This is a genomic window from Vibrio sp. 070316B (genome assembly GCF_013114115.1).
Taxonomy (GTDB): Bacteria; Pseudomonadota; Gammaproteobacteria; order Enterobacterales; family Vibrionaceae; genus Vibrio; species Vibrio chagasii_B.
This window is the reverse complement of record NZ_VTYC01000001.1, coordinates 356831-382318: the sequence shown is the minus strand read 5'-3', so window position 1 is coordinate 382318 and position 25488 is coordinate 356831. Positions and strand designations below refer to the sequence as shown.

Here is a 25488-nt window from a genome sequence, read left to right as displayed (position 1 = left end):
TCCAGATACGGTTCCAATGGCTTACTGCTGTTCACTTTGTTGGTCTTTGCGATGCACGCTAAAGTTGAACTTAGTGAGCTTGTTCGGGGTAATTCGCAACACTTTCGGGTTTTCGCTCACCACTTCCATGGAGGTGGATAGCGAATCAGTGTCCAACTTCACGAGGAAGTTCTTACCTTTCTTATTGAGTACCCATTGGTCGGGCACGTGGTAACGACCGTACTGGTCTGTGTAAATAACGATTCCCTCAACCGTCATCAACTTAACGCCCGGAATACCATCTTCGTAGATACCTTTGTTCTCGATAACGATTTCCCACAGGTAATTCTCTCCATCGCGATACAGGTTTCTGGTTACGTTGAGGTTTTCCGCGCTCAGTCCCTTCCTCTTATCGGATTCATGCTTAAACTGAATCTGACCTTGTGCATCAAACTCGATACGGGATCCCGCATCGGTCGTGACATAGAAATCAAAGCTCTGCTGGGTGCGAGTCTTGAATTGAATCACCACTTTACTGGTTTCTGGCAGCGTTCGATTTACTGAGTGACCCCAAAGATCACCCAGCTCCAAACCTTGCTCAAGCGCTGTGGTTATTGCGCCATCTTTAACAGCAATATCTTGTCCATCCCGAATGATATGTGTTGAGTCGGCGATATAGCCTTGTTTTGCTAGGTTCGCGGTTAACTCCACATCAAAGGCTGTAGCGTCGGCTTGGAATCCATCTTTGTTGTGATCTTCAAACACCTTGCCGATGATCGAAGAAGTATCGAATACCTTGTCAGGTTCAACCGTCACTTTGGCAGTGTCTTCATTGGATACCGCCGAGCCATCCACTTTAGCGACCGCTGTGTTGATGTAATCACCAAAAGTGGCACCGACCGATACTCGTAATAAGTAACGAATACGCAGCTTCTCGCCCGGTTCAAAATTCAACGAGGTGAACATGAGCTTGCCGGTGTCTGACGGCTCTTGAGTGATCACTTGGTCATCTTGTGTTCCAAACTCACCATCAATACCACTCAACACGATTTTTGAAGTATCCACGATGTATTTCAGACCACCTGGGTAACGGTCCTCTACAGTCACGTTCTTGAAGTAAGATTCGTTGTTGTTTTCAACGATGATCTCGTATTCAACCGCGTCACCGACTTGCGCCGTGTCTTGTAACGCAGATTTCGTTAGCTCAAGTACGCCAGAGTTATCAGGAATCTTCTTGATGTGATTGGTTACGCTGTCGCTGGTTTCAGTACCGTCAGATTCAGTAGCCGTAAAAGTATTAGTGATGTCGTCATCCAAGCCTTTACCTAGAGTTCCAACTACTTCAAACGCATATGCGTTACGTTTGTTGGATTTCAGGTTAACTGTGGTGTCTAGATCTTTGTTAACTGGGAAAGTATGACGCTGAATAACTGCGCCCGAGTCATCGACTTCGACACCTTCAATGGTCCAATCGGTAAACACTTCGTTGCCAACGCTGTTTTGCAGTTCGCTGATTTCATCGGTTAGGCGAACATTCGCAGCATTACCCAAACCGTTATTAGTTACGGCTAAATAGTAAGTCACGCTGTCATCATCTTCGGTGTATTCAGGTTTATCAGAACGTTTTTCAACAACAAGATCAGCACCCACTGGCGGTAGATCCAAAGCGGATACTTGGTCTGCCACTGCCTGCATCGAGGTTTCAGAGGCCAACATGCCCTTAGAACGAGCGCGCATCGCTGGGCTACCAGTTAAATCAAGGTAGTAACCAAGCACATCGATATTAGTCAGCATGTCTTCGTTGACCGTCAATGTGAACGTGTAGTCAATCTTTCCGCCAGGCGCGATGTCGACCAACGTAAAGATATCTTTATCGTTATCAAAAGTACCCGGTTGGGTTTCAGCTCCTTCTGATGATGCAGTTAGTGTCCAGTCATCAAAGGCATGGCTGTGTGAACCATCAATATGGTCACCCATGGATTCAGAGAACTGAGTATAAAGCGCGACATCCTTAGCTATACCACGGCCAATGTTTTGCACCACTAAGTGATACTCAACTTGCCCACCCGGAACGTAATACGGGGCATCGGTAAATAGCTCGGCTTGAACCACAGCCGCTACAGTGTGAACTGGAGGACTGATAACATCACCGCCGTCTACTTGCGCGGTATTAATAATGTGTCCAGTCGCGGTATCGACTACGGTGCCTTTTGAGCGGAACACAACTGTGCCGTGCGGTGCGATATCTACGTTGTATTCCGTCGGACTAACTTGCTCGGTGGTAGTGCCTATTGTGGTTGAATCGACCACCAAAGAGGTGGAACCAGCCACAAAAGCAGGACCCGTCGAACCGTCGTAATACGACACCTCAATAGATTCCATGTCATCAACAACAATTAAGTCACTGATGTAGTTGTTCGAGGTGTTTTCTATGGTGATCAGGAACTCCAGCTCACCACCCGGCTCATACTCGGTTTGGACATTGGTTTTGGTCGCAACAAACTCAGAGTCTTTCGGCGTCATGACTACCGTCGAGTCTTGTGGCGTACCGTTGTAAGTGATGGTTGCCGTATTGCTGATATAACCAATCGCTGTCGTGCGAATTAACGCCTTAACATGGAAAGTCACAGTGCTCTGTGGCGCAACATCCATACTCACATCGATGTCTTCACTCAAGTCGAACGTCTTTGGAGTGACAACAGATCGATCATCCGAGGCATCAAAGCTCACTTCCCATAATAGAAATGCCGACTCTTGTTTATCCGCGGTAGTGTCGACTTGAATGTCACTGATGATGTCTTGAAGTTGAACACCAGATGCAAACGCATCAGAGCTGTTGGTTACGGTGATGTCGTAGTTAATCAGGTTGGTTACTTCATATGATGGCGTATCAACCGTCTTCTTTACCGAAACCGTCGCCAACACTGGTGTACTGGTAGCACTGTCGTCAAATGTTGTACCGTCAAAGGTCGCTGACGCGATGTTAGTAATATCGCCTGTCGCCAACGGATTAGTCGTCACTAGAATCGTGAAAACAATGCTGTCTTGAGGCGCAATATCGAGTGTCTCATTAAGGTCTTCACCACTGGTTGCATCCGGTACTGGGGTTTCACCGGTTGTCGATACCGCAGATATTTGGATTGAAGCAGGGTTAAAAGCTCGCTCAGTGGCGCCGCCTGCAACCGTGGTTTCAACCGACTTCAGCGCATCTTGAATAGCAACATCTTCAGCCCAACCTAAACCGTTATTCTTAACGGTTACCGTATACTGAAGCGCCTCTCCCGGAAGATACTCTGCTTTATCAACCTCTTTAATGATCTCAACTTGCGCGTCTTCAGGAAGGTAAGTCGCGTCAGCAGAGTGCTCACCATCGTCACCCTCAACTTTAACGACGTTAGTGATCTCGCCTTTGGCCTTATCATTAACAGTGTTGGTCACGACAAATGAATAACTGTCACCCGGGTGAATGCTGTAAGTCGCACCATAACCTTGCGGGGTATTAATCACATCTTTGCGTGCGTTCAGTGTTGGATCGCCACTACCATCAAGCTGTTCGTTACTAATGACCCATTTGCCTGTCAACGCTTGTTCTTGATCTGGGCTGTTAGCCACCTCTGTCATGATGGTGTCGATACGATCGGTTAAGACATGATCGACAAGGTAACCTTCACCCGTGTTAGCCACAGTGATCTTGTATGAGATTGGTTGACCCGGTTGGTATTTGGCATCAGGTTCTGCAATTGGCGTCGTTTCTTTGGTTAACACCAATTGACCCGGTTTCGGAGTGATATAACCTTCTCTCAAGCGAGCAATCTTCGAATTATCTAATCCATGTCGCAGATAAGCCGTATTGGTAAAGCGCCCAATCGCGTCGTCACGAACCTTGCCTTCTACGTGAATACGGACAACGGTGTACTTATCACCACCACCAGTGCCAGCATCATCTCGCCCTGCCATCTTGATCGATTCGGCAGGTAAATCGATGTCTGGGCTGTTTTGACCTACTAGCTTGTCGAGCTCAGAGAAATCATTAGCGTTAGGGTCTGATGGCGCGGAGTTATAAAGCACATCATAATCAACCGTCCACTCCATGAGTGCGGTTTTCATTGAGCCATCGACAGTTTCGACTTCAAAGCCGCTGATGATGTCACGAATAGAAAACAGGCCAGTGTCCACATCGTTATTGGTTATATCGATGTAGTAATTAACCATTCCGCCCGGCACGTATTCAGGCGTATCTGTCCATTTATCTATCAGGATATTCGAACGACCCGGATCAAGTATGATGTCGTTGGTGTTGCCGTTATTCACTTGTGCCGTGTTGGTGATTGTACCTGTCGCTGATGCCGAGACCGTACCTCTCACATCAAAAACGATACGCTCACCAGGGCGAAGGTCGACAGTTGCATCCAATGGTACGCTGCCACTGTAACTACCTTGCACGTCATAGGTACCAGCAGGTTCAACCGCAATAGCCGTTGCCCAGTCAGAGAACGCATCGTCACCATCTTCGGTTTTGATTACGTGAATAGCGTCAATAACAGGTACATCACCGGCGATACTGTCTCCGATATTTTCTAACGTAACTTGATACTCAACATCACCTCGTGGTGCATAAGTACAACCACTACCATCGTTTGAAGGAACAGAACACCCTGCCGATTCACCATCGGTATACACCAAGGTTTTGAAGTAATCGAGCTCGGCATCTTTAGGAGGAATCTCTTGCGACGTCGCTAAGTCACTTCCTGCTGTCACTCGATTGGCATCAATCGTGCCTAAAGCATCATCGCGAACAATACCCGTTAAGTTAAACGTCAGCACTTCTCTCGCGGCAATATCGGTTTCAATATCAAGGTTGCCACTTGTGTTGTAGCTTGGTACATAGGTATCAATATTGGCATCAATACCATTACTAATCTCATGAGAAGCATCACTGGAAACAAAAGCTGGCATTCTCTTATTATTACCAATAACCTCGACTTCAATATCCGTTATTGTGTCTTTGATCTGAACATCGTTCGCCCAACCGTTTTCTTGGTTAGTCACAACAAATTCATACTCAACCTCATCGCCCGGCAGATAGGTATCACCATCGGTAAACAGGTTACCGTTGATCGACACCACACGTTTTTCAACACTGGTATTATTTTCAAGCGGCATTAAAGTCGCAGTGCGAACACTACCGTCATAGCTCGCTTTGTTTTTAATATCACCCAATGCATCTTCACGGATCAAAGCATGAATAGTGAACGTTAAGCTTTCTTGAGCTGCGATAACAATTTCGTTATCTATATCGATGTTGTTGCCCGATACAAAGTCAATCGCGTCGGTAATAGAACCCGTCGCAGCTGTTTTATCTAAACTCACTTCCCAGCCAGCTAAGAACGGTTGGCCGACAGGATCACCACCAGAAGTGATGCTATCTTCTGCAATACGAGTTTGAATCGCCGAAATAGCATCTTCAAGACGAGAACCATATTCAGTACCATCACCCGTATTCTTAATCTCAACGCGGTAGTAAACCTCACTCTCGCCAGCAGCTTGAGAATACTTTGTCTTTGCCGAAGAGAAGCCTGCGTCATAGAACGCCTTTTTCGAGAATGTTATCTCTGGTTCTGACATCGACGTCGGGGGAGAAACAGCAATGAACTGGTTGCCATCATCTTCATCGATATACGCTCGGTTAGTGAAAGAACCTACTGCTTTGGGACTGATTTTGGCTTTGATGACATAACGTACAAACGGTGACGAGACTGCACGGCCAAAGTTATCCGCCGATATATCAAAGTGCGTATCGATCGGTTGATTGTCTTTGATCGAGTTATCGACATCAGGGTCAGAGATCCCTGAACTATCTGCAGAGGTTTCAATAGTCCAGCTATCAAACGCCGGACCGCGAGTTCCGTCGTAGTATTGAGTTGTTATCTGGTCGATGTCATCACGAAGGCTGATATCATCAACATGCGCTGTTGCGATATTTTCGATATAGATTTCATACTCGATGTAACCACCAGGTATGTAGCTCGTTGCACCCTGAATCTTGTTTCCATCAGCATCGTAGTAGTCCAGAATATTTTTTTCGTAATCAATTTGACGACCAGCTTGCGAGATATCATGAGAGATCGTGTCGCCATCAACGGTTAAAACGTTAACCACGTCTCCATTGGCTTTGTCATTAATGGTCGCTACAACTTGGTACTCAAGCTTAGCGCCCATCGGGATATCGGCTTCAACATTTAGGTTACTGTTGGTTGATGTGTAAACATTGCCAGCACCTGCGCCCGCATCCACATACTCAGAATCGGTTCCAGTTGCGATCGATGTGATGGTCCAATCTGAATACGCTGGTCCTGTATTACCGTCCACTAAGCTGACCGTAATATCTTCGAGGTTATCGACGATTGGAATATCGTGAGCGTTACCTTTGCCATCATTCTCAATCACCAAGTGATAGGTCACGGTTTGAGCTGGCTCGTACACCACTTCATCGGTCGTTTTATCAAAATCTAGATGGTAGTCATCGGGAATAACGACGGTATCTCGGTAATGAATATCACCGACCGCATCCGGTCTTACGGTACCTGTTACTGTGTAAGTCACGTCTTCGCCAGCATCGATATCAATCGAGGTTACGATGTCAGTGTCGTTCGCAACATCACCGTCTTTAGTACCATCGGTTGTACCCATGTTTGCAGGATCGCTCTTAGCAACCGCCACCGTAAACTTGTTTGAACCTACCGAATCATCGAAAAATGGATTACCTGAATTGCCGTCTTGTAGCTCCACTGATATGTCATTAATCAGTTCGTTTACGTCAACGTTATTTCGATAACCGTGCCCGTCTTGAGAGTTGTACTTGATGGTATAAGTCAACTGATCGCCCGGAGAGTAGCGGTTAATGTTAGTTGTGCGAACAACGCCGCCACTGTTATGTACCTGATGGTTTTCAGCCACGGCACGTTTCGCATACTCACAATCGTCAGTACAGCCGGCATTATCGTCATGAATCAGCACTGCTTCGTTGCGGATTATGCCGCCGTCTCTGTCAGCGACACCGTTAGATACTGCATTGTCTTTGACATGCGCCTTAATACGCACCGTGACAAAGTCTTTGGCCGGAATTGAAACTGGGAACTCCACATCTTCAGTCGTTTGAGGGCCAAAACCAGAGCCAGTATCAACAGACCAATAGTCAAACGGGTTTTGATTAAGAACATCTTCTACTTCACCATCTTTATCATTAGCAAGCGTGGTGGTGATCTCACTCAATCGATCCATGAAGATAAGGTCAGTTTCGTCGGTATCACCGTTGTTACCAATTACGATGGTGTAAGTAAGGTCTTCACCCGGTGTGTAACGAACCGCATCGGTTGTTTTCGACAGAGACACATTGATGTCGTAAGCACTGTTCGAGTTGTCTATTTGTGCAGAAGAGCTGTGGTCACGGTCTGTAATAGGATCGTAAACATCAACACGGTTCGATACTTGTTCTTCTTCATAGTCAGACTTAACAATGCCGCTCACCTCATAGTGAACCCAGCCTCCGGGAGTAATATCAACGTCGGTATCGATATCAGTGTCGTTAGCAATGTCACCGTAACGAGAACCCGGTTTATCTGTATTGGTCGAACCTACAATTGTCCAGCTATTAAAGAAGTTAAGCGCTGAAATGCTATCTTGTACCGTTGCGTCATTTGCATAGCCAATGCCGCGGTTATAGATATAAATATCGAATGTAGCGCGCTCACCTACAACAAAGTCGGTATTTTGAGCGGTCTTAGCGACTACAAGATTCGGTTCGCTAGGATAGGTACGTACCGTATCCGATAGATTAGTATCGGGTCCCGTCACTGTTGCGGTATTGGTGAATTCTCCCCAAAGAATCTCACTGTCGACACTGCGATCGAGCGTCCCAACAATGGTATAGGTAATCGTCGCACCTGGTGGGATCTGAGCTATTGCATCCAGGTTGTCATTATCTTTGAAAAGGCCAGGGTTAGTGAAGGCTTTCACTAAAGGAGATGTCGCTTCCCTTTCAGCACTGATCGTCCATGAAGAGAACACTGGCTTGGTTTCACCCGGCTCGTGAAGTAACTCAGCTTCTATGGCACTGATTTCATCTTTAACATTGATATTCGATGCGAAACCATTCCCTTCTGGGTTGGTAATACTGATCGTATAGGTAATGGTCTTTGTTGTATCTGTGTATGCGTTTTGTTCGTTATTGCCATCAACACGTTTATCTAAAACAAGGTAATAGTCTCTCGGGTATGAGCCTCTATCGGAATAAAGTACGCTATCTACCGCCACTTCATTTCGAATCTCATCATCAGCAATTGGGTTTACGATAGCGGCAATGCTATAAACGATCTTATCGTGTGGGGCTAACTTAGCCGTCTCATCTAAGATCACTTTATTATTTTGATCACCTTCAATTTGGCCAGTAAAGCCAGGATCACTGTTTGCCGAAATAGAGCCGTCAGAGGCATAAGATTTCGCGGTTATCACCCAGCTAAAGTACGCTTTGGTTGGCGCTCCATTGATTGAGGTGGTCATGATTGACGCTAAATCATCATAAACAGGCACATCAATCGCGTAGCCATCACCATTGTTTTCTACAGTGATTTCATAGTTGAGCGTGCCACCTGCAGAGTAATAACGAGAATCCACTTCCTTTTGTACTTTCAATTTCGAATTTGGCATTTGAACGCCAGATCCCGACTCACCTAAGTTATCTCCCAAGCACAAGCCTGCATCTGAACCATCATCAACAATTTGACCTACACTTGTATCAGCCACTTTTGCGGTCAACTTGTAATGAACAAAGCCCTCTGGCGCGAGGTCGACTTTTAAATCGATGTCGTTTTTAGTCCAAGACCCATAGTTAAATGAACCGTAATTAGAGCCATCACCACTTCTATCAGCGACTTCTAATTTCCATTCAGAAAACGCAGAAGCAGTGCTACCATCAGCTTGCTGTGTGACGATACAAGCAAATTTATCGACAACTTCAACATCGTTCGCGAAAAATTCAGCGTCCTTGTTTGAAATAACAATGTCATAGACCACTTCGTTATCACCGGATATCCCCGGTACATACGTAGTATCTGTTGTGTTCTTATTACGGGTAATTTGGCTTGATGAAGAGTTCAATACTTGTTGTGTATCTAGAGGAGCCGTTAACACATCAGTAGAACCTGCTGTGCCTTCTGCATCCACTACCCGTGCAATAACTTGAGGAATGACGCCAATTGAGACTGGGCTTACATCAACCTCCACCGAATACAGGACTTGTTCGCCAGGATAAATAGAAACTGTGTCGTTTAACGACTTGTTGGATTCAATCCCAGTATCGTTCAGTTCAGAAATGCTGTTAGAACCAATAGTAATAACCTGATTGGTCCAAGACTCATATGGGTTGCCCATTGTATCGTCAGCATTCTTGTTACTGCTGATATCATTACCTAAGTCGGTTTCAAGGTCAGCGAGAAACTGCTGAACTGAGTAGTGATAAGCGATACCCGTATTTGCTTGGTTGCTTACCGTCACCGTGTAGGAAAACTTGTCATCAACCAAGTAGCTATCTGACTGGTTCAAGGTGTGTGTCAGAGCGATATTTGGCGCAGTGGGCGGCGTGGTTAGCACATCAGCAGAAACCAAAGCATCACGGGTTTCAGCTGTCACATCGCCATTAACAATATCGCCGACTAAATTGTCGGCAACGGTAGCTTCGATGGTGTAAGTAATAGATCCGCCGATATCTATCGACGCATCACTTACTGATAAGTCCCCTGATTCGGCAAAGGTGCCTGGATCACTTTTGCTACCTTCGACCTTGGTGGCTGAGTTAACGTTGTCAGTAAAGGCTTGCTCCAAGCCTCCTTCAATATTGAGCACCTTGATAGCTGAAATGGCATCTTGAACGTCAATCGCCTTAATAACAGTGTCACCGGTATTCGATACCTTGATGGTATAGGTCAGCTCATCATTCAGTTGGTAGTTCGTCTTATCAACTGACACCGTAATGTCGTGTTCATATAGGCCTCGTTGAATGGACTCTGTGTTTGAGTCCACCGAATCCAACAGCCCAGAACTCGCCGTCGCGAAGTTATCAATCGTTCCTGCAGCCTCACCAGAAACCGTTGCAGACATTGTGTAGGTCACCGAACCACCTGCGGCCACACGCACGTCAGTTGCTTCTAGGTTTCCAAAACGATTAAACGTGCCCGCTGATGAAAGCACCGTCGAATGCGCTTGGATCGTAGCCTGAGTAAACGCGTTTACACTCTTGCCTTGGTCATCTATCGTCAGAATATTGAGTAGCTCATCTTTAACGTCAAAGCCATTAATGGCTTTGTCTGACCCATTCGTTAAAACAAGCGTGTAAACCACCTCTTGTCCATTGTCATAAGATGCACTATCTACGGACAGATCCATTTTTAGCCCTGTAGTGTCAGCTTGGGCGGAGAATGGGATCAATAAAATAGATAAGAAAAAGGCAAGGTTGTATCTGAACATTAACGCGCACTTCACAGTAGATTGACAAGTCTCCAGGCTAAATGCCATAGATTTGACGTCACTATTTTGGCATTTCGCCTTTTTAGGGACATGCGCAACATACAGGTCAATCAACCCAAACAATTAACATCCGTAAAAAACAAATTACTAAGGATGTTAAATAGAGAGTCTGATGTCTAAATTAGAATCGAGACATTGAGTTAATTATCAGAAGGTTAATGTTTTAATGAGTGAGTTTTCACAGTTGTTACGTAACTTCAGAAAGGAACTTCAATTTACACAAACAGAATTTGCAACCTACTTAAATCAGCTGGACGATGAATTTAATGCGGTTGACGTCGTAACGATAAATCGTTGGGAAAACAATAAGGTAAAACCTAATACATACAAAGCACTCAAGATCTTACAGTACCTTGGTGGAGATTTGTTTGAGACAATAAAGAGCTTCAAGTCCGAACAAAAAGATACACTACTCGAAACGTTTTTTAACGAATCCCATGGCTCATTTCAAAGTCGAATTTCAGCTCTAGCAGGCCTTAATAAAAAACAAGGCCAACGCAATTTTAAGTCACAGCCTTTAATGTCCGAGCCGTGTGACACTAGCGTTATCGACAGAATCAAACTACTTTCTAAATTCACAAAAGTCGATATTTCGCCACTGGACCAAATTGATTTATATCTCTATTACTGTGAGAAAAAAGCCCATGGCCACAAGCTCATCAATACAGATGGTGACATTGTGAGTCACAACGTAGGCTTTTTCTTTGAAGACCATCAATTTGAGCTATTAAAAACTCAAGAGCTAGATCTCAGAATGGCCTGCTCTTTAAATTCAGGCAAAAGCATAAATTATTTTAATATAAGCTCACACTCAGAGACAAAAGATCATGTTATTGAGCATATAGTTTCAGATATACAGTTACTTTCCCAGAATAAAAATATTAAAAAGTATTCTGTTTTAGTAAAAGATCCCAACATGATGAAACTCTTGAAGGGACTAGGGTTTGAAGTATTTAAATTTTCAGAGCCTTCTGCTAAAAAATGTAATATCACATTCAAAGATAAACATTATAGCTACTGTATATTAACAACTGATAAAATAGACTATCTGACGAATCGGAACGTAATGTCACTAATCAAAGATGAATACTCTACCATGATGAAATTTCCGAAATTACTTCGCGAAGCGCGTAAGAAATTGAAGTTAACGCAAAAGGATTTTGCAGCATACATCAATCACTTAGATGATGAATTCAGCTCTGTAGATGTCGTAACGATAAATCGATGGGAAAATAGCAAAGTAAAGCCAAGTAACTACAAAGCCCTAAAGCTATTGGACTGCCTTGGTCTAGACTTGTATACAACGTTGAAGTCCTTTGATTCCGAAGATAACGAAGACACTGCACTACTTGAAGGTTTCCTGAGTGAACGGTTTTTTTCATTTCAAAGCCGAATATCATCTATCACTAAAGGGGATATTGAAGAAGGCTGCAACTGTAAGATCATGCCATTGATGACAGATCAGAATGACAAAACAGTAATAGATAGAATAAAGCTGATTTCGCAATATACAAAGGTGGACTCTTCACCTCTTGAGACTATCGATCTGTTTCTCTATTACAGTGAAAAAAAGGCCCATGGAAGAAAATTGGTCGACGTTAATGGCGATATTGTTAGTCATAGCTTAGGCTTTTTCTTCAACGAAGAGGTATTCGAGCAATATAAAAATAAGCGTCTACATCTTAAGCAAGCCTGCTCTTTGGATTCTAATCATAACTTAAATTACATTGTGGTTAGCGGTCACTCTGAGAAGCGCGAACAGTCTATTGCGAACCTGATTTCCGATATGAAGCTTCTTGCAAGAAATACGAAGATCAAGAAATTCTCTATGATGGTCAAAAACCCAAATGCATTAGATCTAATGAAAACACTCGGATTTGAAATCTATAAATTCTCAGAGCCAACAGAAGAAGCCTCTAACATTAGGTTTAAAAATAAATCATACGCATACTGTATTCTAACGATCGATAAAATAGAGCTACTTAGCAATAAGCATGTTATTGCATTTATTAATAAGTATGGATAATTTTCAACAAGCGTAAATTATAAGAAAGCCACTGTATCAACGGTGGCTTTCTCATATTCTCATTAATTTGATTCGAGGTTCTCAAGTTAATATCGGCAACGTCCTAGATATTACCTTCTGATAATCACGGCAATTGCGACTGAATATCTGCAAGCACCTCATCCAGCCCCTCCCCTAAAGCTTCGACAAGCGACTCATACCCCGACTCTTTTAATGGCGTATTAGATTCAAATTCCGCTCGTGCTAATTCCACGTCTTGCTCGCTCAAGACCCAAGTTCCTTTTACTTCTGCATTGCCAGTGTAAGAACCATTGAACTGCTCGAAAGTAATAATCAACTCTTTATCCGACTCCCCTGATGCATCGGAAGAGTCAATACGCTCTTCAAGTAACCCTTCTAGATTCTCAGCCCAAACATGTTTACGCGCAGAAACCAGTTCATTTTCAGACTTGCGATACGCAATGCCGATGGTGTCGAGATAATCAGGTAAGTCGACTCGAGTTTTTACCTTGAATATGGGCTTATCTAGCGTACTTTCTGGTAGAAGATAAGCATGAGTGCCATCAGTGGGAGAAGAGCACCCAAAAAGCCCGAACGATACAATCAGTGATATAAATAGTTTTCTCATTATTCCACTCCCTTAACTGGAATCGGGTCTTCTTCTACATCGCTACCAAACACCAACGCATTGGGTTTGTCGTTTAATACTTTGATCAACGGGCGGAGTTCTTTCAGCACATGCTCTAACTCTTCAGACGCACTAATAAGCTGTTTATAAGCATCTGAGTCTTCATCATAGCTATCTAACGTCACCTCAAGCTGCTTCATGGTTTCACTGATATCTTGTGGCAAGGCTTTCGCGCCCTCGCTATCAAGCAGTTCATCCATGCTCTTCAAGGTACTGTCTAACGAAGCCAGTGAACCATTTAGGTTAGCGATAGTGGCATCCAGTGGAAGCTCATTGATCTTATCAAGGAAGTCGGTGATCTGTTTTTGAATTTCCGTTAAGCCACCAGCGACGACAGGGAATACTTGATAACCATCAAATTCTCTTGGTTCATAAGGCTCTTCGTCTTCATAAAAGTTAATATCGACAAACAGTGCCCCGGTGAGAAGGTTACCTGTTTTTAAGGTCGCTCTTAGCCCCTCTCCCATCTGCAATTTGACCCGTTCAGCAAAGGTTTTTGCATTCACTTGCCTGAAGACTTCAGAAACTCGCTCAATTTCGAGTTTAATAAGGATAGGAATACGGTTCGAAACCTTGCCATCTTTGTCCATACGTATCTGCAACGGCACCGTATCGACCGTACCTATTCGCACACCACGATATTCCACAGGTGCGCCTTTTCTCAAGCCACGAACCGACTCTTCAAACAACAACACATAATCAAGCGAGGTCGTGTATTTGCCCTGCAATACGGCGTCGTAATTGTCATACAGCGTGTACTCTTTTAGGTTCTCTTTGATTTGGGCGCCCGGTTTAATGCTCTCGGCCACATCGAAACTTACGCCGCCAGTCAGAATACTCTCAATCGAGGCAAAGTTGACATCTAAGCCATTAGCACCAAATCTGACATCAATGCCAGAAGAGAGCCAAAACTGTGTTTTTTCGAAAATTAACCCATCATAGGGAGCAAAGATGAACAGCTGATATTTACCCTCTTTCTTTTGATAGTCGAAGCTGGTTTTCTCAACTCGCCCTACCACGAAACCATGGTGCAACACCGGTTCACCAACTGAGAGTTGATTCGCTTTATTGTGGGAAACTACAACCCTGATACCCTTGGTGTCTGGTCCCGCTACTGGAGGTGTATCCAACACATCAAACCTCAATTGGGCTTCACTCGATTTACCCGGTTTGAGCTCAATGTAAGAGCCCGACAAAATAGTCTCAAGACCGCTAATGCCGTCAGTACCAACATGCGGTTCCACTACCCAAAACTGGGTTTCAGCATTGATCATACGTGAAGCTTTCTTGTCTATTTGAGCTTTTGCAATGATGTATTCATAGTCCTCACTCAGAGCGACATCGGTAATCGTACCTACATGCACATTCTTAGATTTTATCGCCGTTTTTCCCGCTTCAATACCAGACGCATCCGGTAAGATCAGAGTGATCTCTGGCCCGCGATTATTGAAGTATTGAAACAGCATCCAACACCCCACCAAAACCGCAATGATTGGAACAATCCAAACGGGCGACAACTCACTTTTTTTTGATACCTTCGCATCCGAAGTACTTTGCTTTTCCATGTGTTTCACACCTCTTTGAGGAGATTACTTCCATATAATTCGAGAATCGAAAATCATCGCTGACAACATCGTAAATATCACGACAGCTGCAAACGACAGCGCCGCAGGCCCCGGGTAAATCGCCATAACGCCATCCAATTGAACCAATGCCACCAATATTGCGACAACGAAAATGTCTATCATCGACCAACGTCCAATGAACTCAGTCACGCGATAAACTTTAAGATAACGATTTGCCTTTTGCTCGGTCAGCCCATGCACCCTTTTGGCGTTCCAATACAGATATGCCAAGGCGACCATCTTCGCCATAGGGATAAACACGCTCGCGATAAGAATGATGAGTGCCACAGGGTATGAACCCATATTCCAAAGCAAGATCACCCCTTCCATGATGGTGGAACCTTCACTGGTTCCGAACGCAGACGTATACATCATTGGATATAGGTTTGCTGGAATATAGAAAACGACAGAGGTGAACAACAGCGCCCACGCGATTTGTAAGTTTTTGACTGGCTCAAAGTGATGTAAGTGAGTGTGGCAACGGGTACAACGGTGGAGGCTGTCGCTGTAATGGTGGACTTGCCCACAGATATGACAAGCAAGATGCTGCTTATTTTGAAATATGCTCCCGATCATTGGTTCTTGCGGGGCTTTGGTTGGTACCAAGCGATCCCATAACCAATCAAAATCGACTAAAGAGATGGTCTTAACCACCAGCATGGCATAGATACAAAACGCCCAGAATGATATCCCCATCGATACATCGGCTAATGCTGCGATCTTGATTAAGCTGACCAATACGCCGATCAAAAACACATCGACCATCAACCAAGGCTTTGCCCAACTTAATGACTTCAACGCCAAAAAGGTGAATCGGTTATCCGCATAATGAATGTGCTTCTTTCTGTCTACGAGCAGATTAAACCAGAGAGAAAGCACCAAAAAATAGGCAGGCAAAAGAATCACAGCTAGAAAAAGTAATATAGCAATCAGGCTGTTATCCATTCGATTCATCATATCAACAGCTTGATACAGGGTGATTTGCTGGCTAATTCCTTGAACGCTGAACGACATATACGGAAATGTCAGGCTCATGATTAAAGCAATAAGGCTAGCCGACGCATAAGCCATCACACCCTGCTCTTTATGATGGCCGAGGCTCGATAAGGTGTGAGAACATCTCGGGCAAGAAGCTTCACTGCCCGCAGACAGTTCTTCAAACTGACTAACCAGCCCGCATTCGTGGCACGACTTGGTAAAGCGCTCTGGCAATGACGTCCCCTTTGATGTTAATAAGCAACTAGACACTCTAGGTAAATATAAGTAAGGATTGGATTTTTTGCCAATGTCCACACTATTAAACGAACGCAATCTGGTAGAAATGAGAGGTAGGAAGATAGAAGATGACCGGTTTGTCATCTTCTATCTTAGTAATTGCACCGATAGCAACTAGTCGGCATCAAATTAAGCTTTGCTTGAGCTTCTCTTCTAATGCTTGGATACACAGCTTGATGGCGATAGGCGTATTTGAAGCAAATGGGTTTAGCGCATAAACCGTGTTGGTCGGTAGTTGGAAGCTTGGCATTATGTCGACCACTTCATTGGATAACTGAGATAGGTAGAAATCTGGAATCACACCGATACCGACACCAGATTTGATCAAGGCAAGGCAGCTGTGGAAAGAGTTGGTGGTGCAGCTTACTTGTTGTTGGTAAACGAAGTCTGTTTCAGTGTGAGAGGTAAAGTAATGAGAGATCTGCTTCCCCTGCCATGAGTTAGCGATATAAGGGATAGAATCAAGTTCGCGTTCACGCATGCTTTCAACGCCACACAACACATCTTTAAATTCACCCAAGCGTTTCTGCTTGAGGTTACTGTCACGAGAACTGCCCACTCGTACCGCGAGATCAATATCATGCTCCATGAAGTCTAAATGCTGATCGTCGCTTATCAGTTCTGGCTTTAACTTCGGATATTGTTTCATCAGATCGGCAATAACAGGCGCTACCAATAAATCCATCAACGCATTCGGAGCTGTGATACGAATCCGACCTTGTGGCTCTTCTAGCTCGGATTTTGCCATATCCCAAGCCGATTCAGCGATCACATTGATGTCTTTGCAACTCAAATAAAAGCGCTCACCCATGCTTGTCAGAGTTTGTCTTCGTGTTGTGCGTTTAAGGAGAGAGGCGCCTAACTCTTGTTCTAGAATTTTGAGATGTTGACTGACGACAGATTTAGACAACTCTAGCTTTTCAGCCGCAGCCGAGACTGAACCCTGCTCTACGATATGAGCGAAAATCGACATCTGCTTTAGCTTACTCATCTTATTGTTCTCTTTTTGCAAACAGTATTTTCTATTATCTCTGTTTTTCAAATCAATTTCCAAGACTAAACTCAATTCAACTTATCGAGATACCAAATCAAAAAGACAGTGCTCGAAACAAGACTGTTATGGAGAAAACAATGTCAAACAACCAAATTTTAGAAGCATGTAAGCAAGGCATTAACGCATGGCAAAAAGCATTCAACAGCCAAGACGCGAAAGGTTGTGCAGACCAATATACAGAGAACTGCGTAATGGAAGCTCGTCCATTTGGTACTTTTGAAGGTCGTGAAGCGATTCAAGCATTCTGGCAAGGTATCATAGACCAAGGCTTCAAAGACGTTGATTACACTGACGTGAAATGGGAAGAGCACCCAGAAGGCGGCTACATCCTTACTGCTAGTTGGACAATGAATAAAGCATTTGGTGTTGTACACCGTGAACACTGGGCAGTACAAGAAGATGGTAAAGCTCGTCTTGTCAGCGATGACTTCGAAGTTCAAGGTGAACGCTAGAGCTGTAATTAAAGGCTAGAAGCTCAAACCTCAAAATAGAAACAGAAAACAAAAAGCCAGCAATCCAAATGGACTGCTGGCTTTTTAATGTTCACTCTTGTCGCCATTTCACTTGATTTGAAGGTGATTGAGTGACTCTACACAATCACTCAACACGCTCATCATTTCAAATCAAAATGTCTGGTAAGACAGAACAAATCCAAGTCTAAGTTACAGTGCAGCTTTCTTCGCTTCTGTAATCCAACCATCGAACGTGCTTTGGTTCGCTTTGATCCAACCATTTACGTGCGCTTCGATATCCGCAGAGCTGTTCTTACCTTTACTCATCATCATGTTCTGAGCACTTACATCATTGATGTTAAGTTTGATGATTTCAAAAAGCTTCGCTGCTGATGGGTTGTTCTTAGCAAACTCTTTATTCGCAATAATGCGCATTGAGTTCATTTCGAAGCCGTAGTTTTTGCCGTTAGATAACGTCGTATCCACGTTCGAACGCTCGCCAGGAAGTGCTGAGAAAGGAACTTCTAACCAAACTACATCTTCGTTAGGCACCAATACGCCACTTACCCAGTAAGGTGTCCACGTGTAGTAAAGGATTGATTCACCTTTTTGGTAACGAGAAATAGTATCTGCAATGATTGCAGCGTAGTTACCTTGGTTGTGAGTCACCGTATCGTCCAGTTTGAACGCTGAAAGTTGGTGTTCAATCACCATCTCACAACCCCAACCTGGGTTACAGCCTGTTAGGTCTGCTTTGCCATCACCGTCCGCATCAAACAGCTTCGCGATTTTTGGGTCTGTTAATTGACCAATGTTAGTGATGTTGTACTTTTCAGCCGTTTTCTTATCAATTAGGTAACCCTGAGCAGCGCCGCTTACATATTGGCCTTCACGGTAGAATTTCTCATCACCACCAGCCATTGTGTATTTGTCAGCATGAAGCGGGAACCAACCTACTGTTAGGAAGGTTGCGTCACCCTTTGCAATTGAGGTGTAACCTACGTTGTAATCCACTTCTTGAGTTGATTTCACGTCATAACCCAGTTCTTCTAGAGCACGGTTAACGATCAATGTTTGGAACGTCTCTTCCGCTACAGACGATTGAACAGGCTGAACTGATACGCCCTCACCCGGTAGGCTTGCTGCCCACACGTTAGTCGATACCGCTAATGTAGAAACGATGCTTACTGCGAGTTTACTCTTCCATGAATTATTCATTGGTGTTTTTCCTTAATTGAAGTTCTGATTTGTTACCGCGATTAAGTACATTCAGTACAAGGGAAACAGGTCCCATGCGATACCAGCGTAATTTTGTATTACCAGCGTTGACACCCAGTACTTGGGTGATGCGGTCTAATAAGATGGCTAAGATAACGATACCTAAGCCACCAACAGCGGCCAGTCCCATATCTAAACGGCCAATACCTCTCAGTACCATTTGACCTAAACCGCCTACCGCAATCATTGATGCGATAACCACCATAGATAGCGACAACATCAGTGTTTGGTTCACGCCCGCCATGATAGTTGGCAATGCAAGTGGCAGTTGAATTCGGTAAAGCATCTGCTTTTTGCTTGCACCGAATGAGTGACCCGCTTCGATCAATTCTTCCGGTACTTGCTGAATACCCAAGATGGTCAAACGCACAACAGGAGGAAGTGCGAATATGATGGTCACTACTACACCCGGAACGTTACCGATACCAAACAACATTACGATCGGTACTAAATAAACGAAGGCTGGTGTGGTTTGCATAGCATCCAAAATTGGGCGCACGAATTTGGCTGCCGTGTTACTTCGGGCGAGCCATATACCCATGGGTAAGCCAATCAATAGACAAAAGAATACGGATGTCATGACCAGTGACAGTGTGGTCATTGCTTCAGACCAAGCACCAATCAGGCCAATGAAAGTCAAAGATACGGCCGTTGCAACGCCAAGCTTCAAGTTTGAAAACTGCCATGCGACTAAAAACAGAATGATCAACATGAATGGGGCTGGCGTAGACACCAACGCCGTTTCAAATGAACTTAGAATAAAATCGATAGGCACACGGATCGCTTGAAATAATGGGCGTCCGTGCTCAACTAACCAATTCAGTCCAGACTCTACCCAAGTGTCGACAGGCAAAACTGCCTCTGCAAAAGGGTTCAGTGGATCAAAAGGTGTCGCTTCAACTGTTTCGCTGCTTAACCAATCTGCTGATGGTGAGGTATCAGCTGCTTGACCCCAAGGATCACTTGCAGGTTGAGCTGCAGGAGCCGATTGAGACCATGGGTCATTATTTGTTTGTTCAGACGACATGATCTACCCCTTATCCAATGTTTGTAACAGTCGTGACTTAGTTACCACGCCAAAGTAATTACCTTGCTCATCCACAACAGGCACTGAGTAAGGCACACCACCAACTAGGCCAAGCACATCATTGATTGGTAAATCAGGGTTCAGCGTTAATCCATCATCGAGCTGCGCGCTGACGAGTGATTTGTTCTCTTTGTGAGCTTTACGAAGCGAGTCAATAGAGACAATGCCAGAGTAACGGCTGCTCTTCTCAACTACGATTCCGTATTCGCGGTCGTTATCCATTAAAATTTGCAGAGCGGACGCCGGGCCATCGTGTTCTGACTTTTTAAATACCGCGGCTGGCTTCTTACGCGCAATGTCTTTCACAGTAAGCACGCTTGCCACGTTCACACCGCGGAAGAAAGCTTCGACATAATCGTTGGCTGGGTTATTAAGAATATCGTCTGGAGTACCTACTTGAACCACTTCGCCATTTTGCATAATCGCTATTCGGTCACCGATACGCATCGCTTCATCCAAATCATGCGAGATAAAAACAATGGTTCGTTTATCGTCATTTTGAAGGCGAATAAGCTCATCTTGCATTTCTGTACGAATCAAAGGATCGAGCGCCGAGAACGCTTCATCCATCAACAAAATATCTGGGTCACATGCTAGTGCACGAGCCAAACCAACACGCTGCTTCATACCACCAGATAGTTCATCTGGGTAAGATTCTGAATATGCGCCAAGACCTACACGTTCTAGCGCTTCAAGTGCTGACTGCTTTCGTTGTTCAACTTCAATACCCGCAAGCTCTAGACCAAACGCAGCATTCTCTATAACCGTCATATGCGGCATCAAAGCGAAATTTTGGAAAACCATCGAGATGTTGTTGCGGCGAACTTCGCGGAGTTCATCTTCTGAGATGTGGGCAATGTCTTTGCCTCGAAGAAGCACATTGCCTTTGGTAGGTTCGATCAAGCGGTTAAGAAGGCGTACTAGGGTTGATTTGCCAGATCCTGACAGTCCCATTATGACGAAAATCTCGCCTTCTTGAATACTAAGAGAAACATCGTTAACGCCGATCGTTAGACCTGTTTCTTCGAAAACTTTGTCTTTGTCCGCACCTTGATTAATCATCGTAAAAGCGCGGTCGGTGTCTTCACCAAACACCTTGTACAGTCCCTTAACTTCCAGTATGGGATCCATGTAGTCTAATCCTTTCTTAGTTATCTAAACTTATAGTTACTTAAGCTTAAAAACTGTTATTTAAACTTAAAAACGGTTATTTAAATTTAAATAATTACTTATTTAAACTCAAAAAACGATTAGCACTCTAAGTAAATAATCAATGTAAATCAAGGGGGCTCGTACTGTAACTCACCCACAAAACCACCAACCCCCCAGAGAAATTAATGATTAAAAACAAAGCAGAAAACACCCAAAACACTGAAAACAAAAGACATTAAAACAACAAGACCGCTTGCAACATTATGTATTGCTTACTGATAGATTATTGAATATTTATTTTACATTTGAGCAATTAATACGCGAAACAGACCAAGAATAGGACCAAATAGTTCGTGTACAAATAATTCGAATACAAACTATTTATTAAGATTTAATGACGTTTTAGATGCAAGCATCCAACCTGTTGTAAAGATCAAATACACCACTCGTATTTAGCCTAAAAACCAAAGGGGAATCGACTAAAACCAACGAGACAAAATCGAGTTTTTCAACCCAGAATTTCAAAACATCACACCAACTGTGATACTTGCTGCAAACTGTTCAATATCGATTATCTAAGCCACAAGACAACTTGTAGAGTGCTCACTGCTGAGCCATTCTTTATAAAAGAAATAGACATTTTCCCGCGATGAATGAGAGAAAAAGACAAGGAATTCGAATGATAAAAATGCTGGTGTGTGACTTTGACGGGACGCTGGATGGAGGATCTTCTCATGGTGTTAATCAGTTATTTGACTACCTAACCGAGCAACCTGATATCCGTTTTATCATTGCGACAGGAAGAACTCTGCCGTCAATTCGAGTTGGGTTGGCGTCTGATAACTACCCTAAACCACACAGCATTATCAGCGATGTTGGCACTAGAATTCATCACGTTCATTCCCAAAAACCCGATCATGTTTGGCACAACCGATTAGAAGCATCGTGGAACAAATCCAAGGTCGAGACAGCACTCGCACCACTCGACTTTATGGGCGAACGCTTTGAAAATCATCAAGGTGATTACAAGATTACTTTTGAAGGGAAGCTGTCTGAACCTCAACATGAGTTGATCGAATCAAGTTTGGAGTCGCACGGGTTGGATGTGCATCTCACCTACTCCCACGACTGGTATTTGGACATCACACCAAAGGGGGTCAATAAGGCTACTGCGATTCATCATCTACTCAAGCAACATGATTTGAGCGTAGAGGAAGTGTGTGTCGCGGGCGACTCTGCGAACGACACATCCATGCTAACGATAGAGGGTGTAAATTCGATCTTAGTCGCTAACCATTATCCAGAGGTGGCTCATCTGTCCGATAGAGACAATGTATACACCAGCACCGCAACACACGCTGCGGGTGTGTTAGAGGGGCTCAAGTACTGGCAAATGAGAGCGTCGAATATCCGATAAACGCCAGTTCGCCATTAACACCAGATTCGAATCAAACAGGCTTCCGGCCCTACTTCCAGCCTGGAAGCCAATTTTGATTGTCAGTAAGCTCTCGCCAATTGATGTCTTCTTCTCGTTTGGTCATTACCGCCTCTATCATGCAGCGCACGACCTCCCCTTCATCAAATTCGACTTCTGTGACCATAAAGTGCTTTTCTTTCTTCACAGGACTAACGGCTGTCCATTTGCTGCGAAATAACTTCTTTGGGTTGATCCGATTCATGGGATTCTCTCTTGCTTTGATGTCGTTGATTATTATCAGGTGTCTACTCGACACACAGTAATAGTCTTTCCATCGCAAAAAAGATCATAAAAAAAGCCAGCGGTTAGGCTGGCTTCGTTCAATTAGCTATTTCTCGTTAAAGATTAGCCATTTTTAGGTGGATCAAATGCTGTCAGTTCTAATACTGGGCCTGTGTATTTTTCAATTTTCACAAGTGCAGAGTTCGCTGCACAACCATTTGCCAAACGAGAGGTCGGAATATCCAACGTAAGTACGTTACAGCCGCCGTTTTTACATAGGCCTGTATCTTTATCTAAATCTGGCCAACCGCCTTCATGGATACATACAGAGCCTTGTTTGATGCCATCAGTCACTAGTGCGCCAACCAATACTTGGCCGCGACCATTGTGTGCACGAACCAAATCACCCGTTTTAATGCCACGCACTTTTGCGTCTTCAGGGTGGATTGAAATCGGCTCGCGGTCTGCGATCGCGTACTCTTCACGAATCTTCGCGTAGTTGAACTGACTATGTAGACGGTGCGCCGCGTGCGCTGTCATCAATTGCAGTTCGCCATCTTTAGCATTGCCGGTGTACTCTGTTGGCTCCATCCAAGTTGGATGTGGAGGACAATCATCAAGCTTGTAACCTTCAATCGTTTTCGAGAATATTTCAATCTTACCACTTGGTGTACCTAGTGGATTCATGATTGGATTCTCTCGGAAGTCAGCGTAACGAACAAACTGTGCGTTCTTCTCGTTCCACTTCATCTCAATGAGTTGGTTATCATCCCAGAACTTGCTGAAGTTAGGCATTACGATGCGCTGACCACGACCGCCTTGCTGTGCTGTTTTGTAGAAACCGTATAGCCATTCCATTTCGGTCTTGCCTTCGGTGTACACATCACGGCCGCCCGGAGCAAGCAACTCAGACATGTCCGCAAACACATCGAAGTCATTACGCGCTTCACCTTGAGGCTCAACGACTTTCTTCATTGGCACTAGGTGCTGGTTACTGTAGTCACCTGTCATCGTCATATCATTACGTTCAAACGATGTAGTAATTGGCAACACAATATCCGCGTGTTTAGCTGCTGCTGTCCAGTAAGGTTCTGAGATAACAATCAGCTCAGGTTTTTGCCACGCTTTGATCAAGCGGTTGGTATCTTGGTGGTGAGTAAAGTTTGCACCGCCTGCCCACCAGATCATTTTGATCTCTGGGAACGTTAGGTTGTGGCCATTGTGATGGTAGCTTGAACCCGGATTTTCTAGCGCTTCAACAATACGCGCGACAGGGAATGCATTCACAGATCCTGAAACTGCCCAGTCGTTACCCGCCGATGAACCACCGCCAAGCGACGCTGAAATAGCAGGAAGTACACCAGCATCACGAGCAGGGTTACCACCGTTTGAGTAGTGGTAAGAAAGACCGAAACCACCACCAGGTAAACCAACTTGACCTAGCATTGTCGCTAGCGTAACCAACATCCAGTGGCGTTGTTCACCGTATTGTTGACGCTGCATACCCCAGCCAGACATCAGCATAGTACGGTTCTTACTGAAGATATTAGCAAGTAGTTCAAGCTGCTTCACTGGCACACCACAGATCTCAGACGCCCACTCAGCAGATTTTTCAACGCCGTCTTCTTTACCCATTAGGTAAGCTTCGAATACGTCATAACCTGTTGTGTATTTGCCCAAGAATTCTTTGTCGTGTTTACCCTGCTTCACTAATGTGTGCGCAATACCCATCATCATGGCTACGTCAGTCATTGGGTGCGGAGCAATCCACTCAGCGTTATCGCCAAAGAACTCGATAGTTTCGGAGCGCATTGGATCAATCGCGATCACTGTCTTGCCCGATTTCTTCAACTGGTGAAAGAATTCAAGACCTGCACAGTCTGTTGAGCTCCAAGCGATCTTCAAAGTATTGATTGGGTTTAGACCCCAAAGTACCACCACATCACTGTGCTCAAGGATTACCGGGTAAGTCGTTTGTTGCTCGTATACTTCAATCGAACCGACCACGTGCGGCATGATGACCTGCGCAGCACCTGTTGAGTAATCGCCTAAGTGACCAGAGTAACCACCAGCCATGCTCATGTAACGTTGTAGAAGTGTTTGCGCTTTATGTAACACACCACTTGAACGCCAACCGTAAGAACCTGCAAATACCGATTCTGCTCCGTGCTCTTTACGAATACGTGAGTGTTGTTGGTGAATCAGTTTGTACACTTCATCCCAAGATATACGAACAAACTCATCGCTACCACGTATACCTTCAGGTGCCGATGGGTTGGCCAAGTAGCCTTTACGAACCATAGGGTATTTAACACGCGCTTTAGTGTGTACTTGGTCAGGGCCTGTAGTTTGTAGGCTGTTTGGAACGGTTTGTGCCAGTGCATTCGTGGTTGACACTAACTTGCCATCTTTCACTTCACACAGCATTGGTCCCATACGGCCTGATGTTAGAACACCAGAACCGCGCTTGTCAGAAGCCATTGCGCTCATCGGCGTCAAGGATGTGAATGCCAACGCACCAGCAGTGATACCTGTGCCTTTCATAAATCCACGACGGGTCATATTAGTCATAATTTTATCCTTCTAATTCTC

General features: G+C 44.5%; 13 protein-coding genes. 3 read left to right on the top strand and 10 right to left on the bottom strand.

From position 1 onward, the window contains the following. Positions 1–21 precede the first annotated feature (21 nt). The gene (locus F0251_RS01760; protein ID WP_171730228.1) at positions 22–10419 is read right to left on the bottom strand and encodes a DUF11 domain-containing protein; all 10398 of its coding nucleotides are present in this window, start codon (positions 10417–10419) and stop codon (positions 22–24) included. Positions 10420–10726: 307 nt separating this feature from the next. On the opposite strand from F0251_RS01760, the gene F0251_RS01755 reads away from it, so the two are divergent. Then, the gene (locus F0251_RS01755; protein ID WP_171730173.1) at positions 10727–12586 is read left to right on the top strand and encodes a helix-turn-helix transcriptional regulator; all 1860 of its coding nucleotides are present in this window, start codon (positions 10727–10729) and stop codon (positions 12584–12586) included. A gap of 124 nt (positions 12587–12710) precedes the next feature. On the opposite strand, the gene F0251_RS01750 is transcribed toward F0251_RS01755, so the two are convergent. The 4 genes from F0251_RS01750 to F0251_RS01735 form a co-directional block, all read right to left on the bottom strand. Then, a complete protein-coding gene (locus F0251_RS01750) occupies positions 12711–13214 on the bottom strand; it encodes a membrane integrity-associated transporter subunit PqiC (RefSeq protein WP_061031712.1) in 504 nt (167 codons plus the stop codon). Next, entirely contained in the window at positions 13214–14839 is a 1626-nt protein-coding gene (pqiB, locus tag F0251_RS01745) for an intermembrane transport protein PqiB (protein ID WP_061031713.1), read from the bottom strand. The genes F0251_RS01750 and pqiB overlap by 1 nt, the downstream gene beginning before the upstream one ends. Positions 14840–14863: 24 nt before the next feature. Beyond that, complete coding sequence (locus F0251_RS01740) at positions 14864–16111, bottom strand: paraquat-inducible protein A (protein WP_061031714.1); 1248 nt, start codon at positions 16109–16111, stop codon at positions 14864–14866. A gap of 187 nt (positions 16112–16298) precedes the next feature. Continuing rightward, positions 16299–17165, bottom strand: coding sequence for a LysR family transcriptional regulator (locus tag F0251_RS01735; protein WP_171730172.1), 867 nt, complete (start codon positions 17163–17165; stop codon positions 16299–16301). Between the two features lie 140 nt (positions 17166–17305). On the opposite strand from F0251_RS01735, the gene F0251_RS01730 reads away from it, so the two are divergent. Beyond that, the gene (locus tag F0251_RS01730) at positions 17306–17680 is read left to right on the top strand and encodes a nuclear transport factor 2 family protein (protein ID WP_061031716.1); all 375 of its coding nucleotides are present in this window, start codon (positions 17306–17308) and stop codon (positions 17678–17680) included. 210 nt (positions 17681–17890) lie between these two features. Here F0251_RS01730 and proX read toward each other — a convergent pair whose 3' ends face one another. Genes proX through proV form a run of 3 tightly spaced genes read right to left on the bottom strand, consistent with a single transcriptional unit; the run spans position 17891 to position 21176 of the window. Then, complete coding sequence (proX, locus tag F0251_RS01725) at positions 17891–18898, bottom strand: glycine betaine/L-proline ABC transporter substrate-binding protein ProX (protein ID WP_017065372.1); 1008 nt, start codon at positions 18896–18898, stop codon at positions 17891–17893. Next, positions 18891–19985, bottom strand: coding sequence for a glycine betaine/L-proline ABC transporter permease ProW (gene proW / locus F0251_RS01720; RefSeq protein WP_105059296.1), 1095 nt, complete (start codon positions 19983–19985; stop codon positions 18891–18893). Before proW ends, proX begins: the two co-directional genes overlap by 8 nt. 3 nt (positions 19986–19988) lie before the next feature. Then, positions 19989–21176 (bottom strand): glycine betaine/L-proline ABC transporter ATP-binding protein ProV, encoded by a 1188-nt coding sequence (gene proV / locus F0251_RS01715; RefSeq protein WP_061031718.1) that lies wholly within the window; start codon positions 21174–21176, stop codon positions 19989–19991. Positions 21177–21876: 700 nt separating this feature from the next. Here proV and F0251_RS01710 point away from each other — a divergent pair. Further along, positions 21877–22614: an HAD-IIB family hydrolase gene (locus F0251_RS01710; RefSeq protein ID WP_061031719.1), complete on the top strand. Its 738-nt coding sequence runs from the start codon at positions 21877–21879 to the stop codon at positions 22612–22614. Positions 22615–22663: 49 nt separating this feature from the next. Here the strand turns inward: F0251_RS01710 and F0251_RS01705 are convergent, their stop codons facing one another. Together F0251_RS01705 and F0251_RS01700 are read right to left on the bottom strand one after the other, a co-directional pair. Then, complete coding sequence (locus F0251_RS01705) at positions 22664–22876, bottom strand: TIGR02450 family Trp-rich protein (protein ID WP_026084164.1); 213 nt, start codon at positions 22874–22876, stop codon at positions 22664–22666. 143 nt (positions 22877–23019) lie between these two features. Next, complete coding sequence (locus tag F0251_RS01700) at positions 23020–25467, bottom strand: molybdopterin guanine dinucleotide-containing S/N-oxide reductase (protein ID WP_171730171.1); 2448 nt, start codon at positions 25465–25467, stop codon at positions 23020–23022. Between the last annotated feature and the right edge of the window lie 21 nt (positions 25468–25488).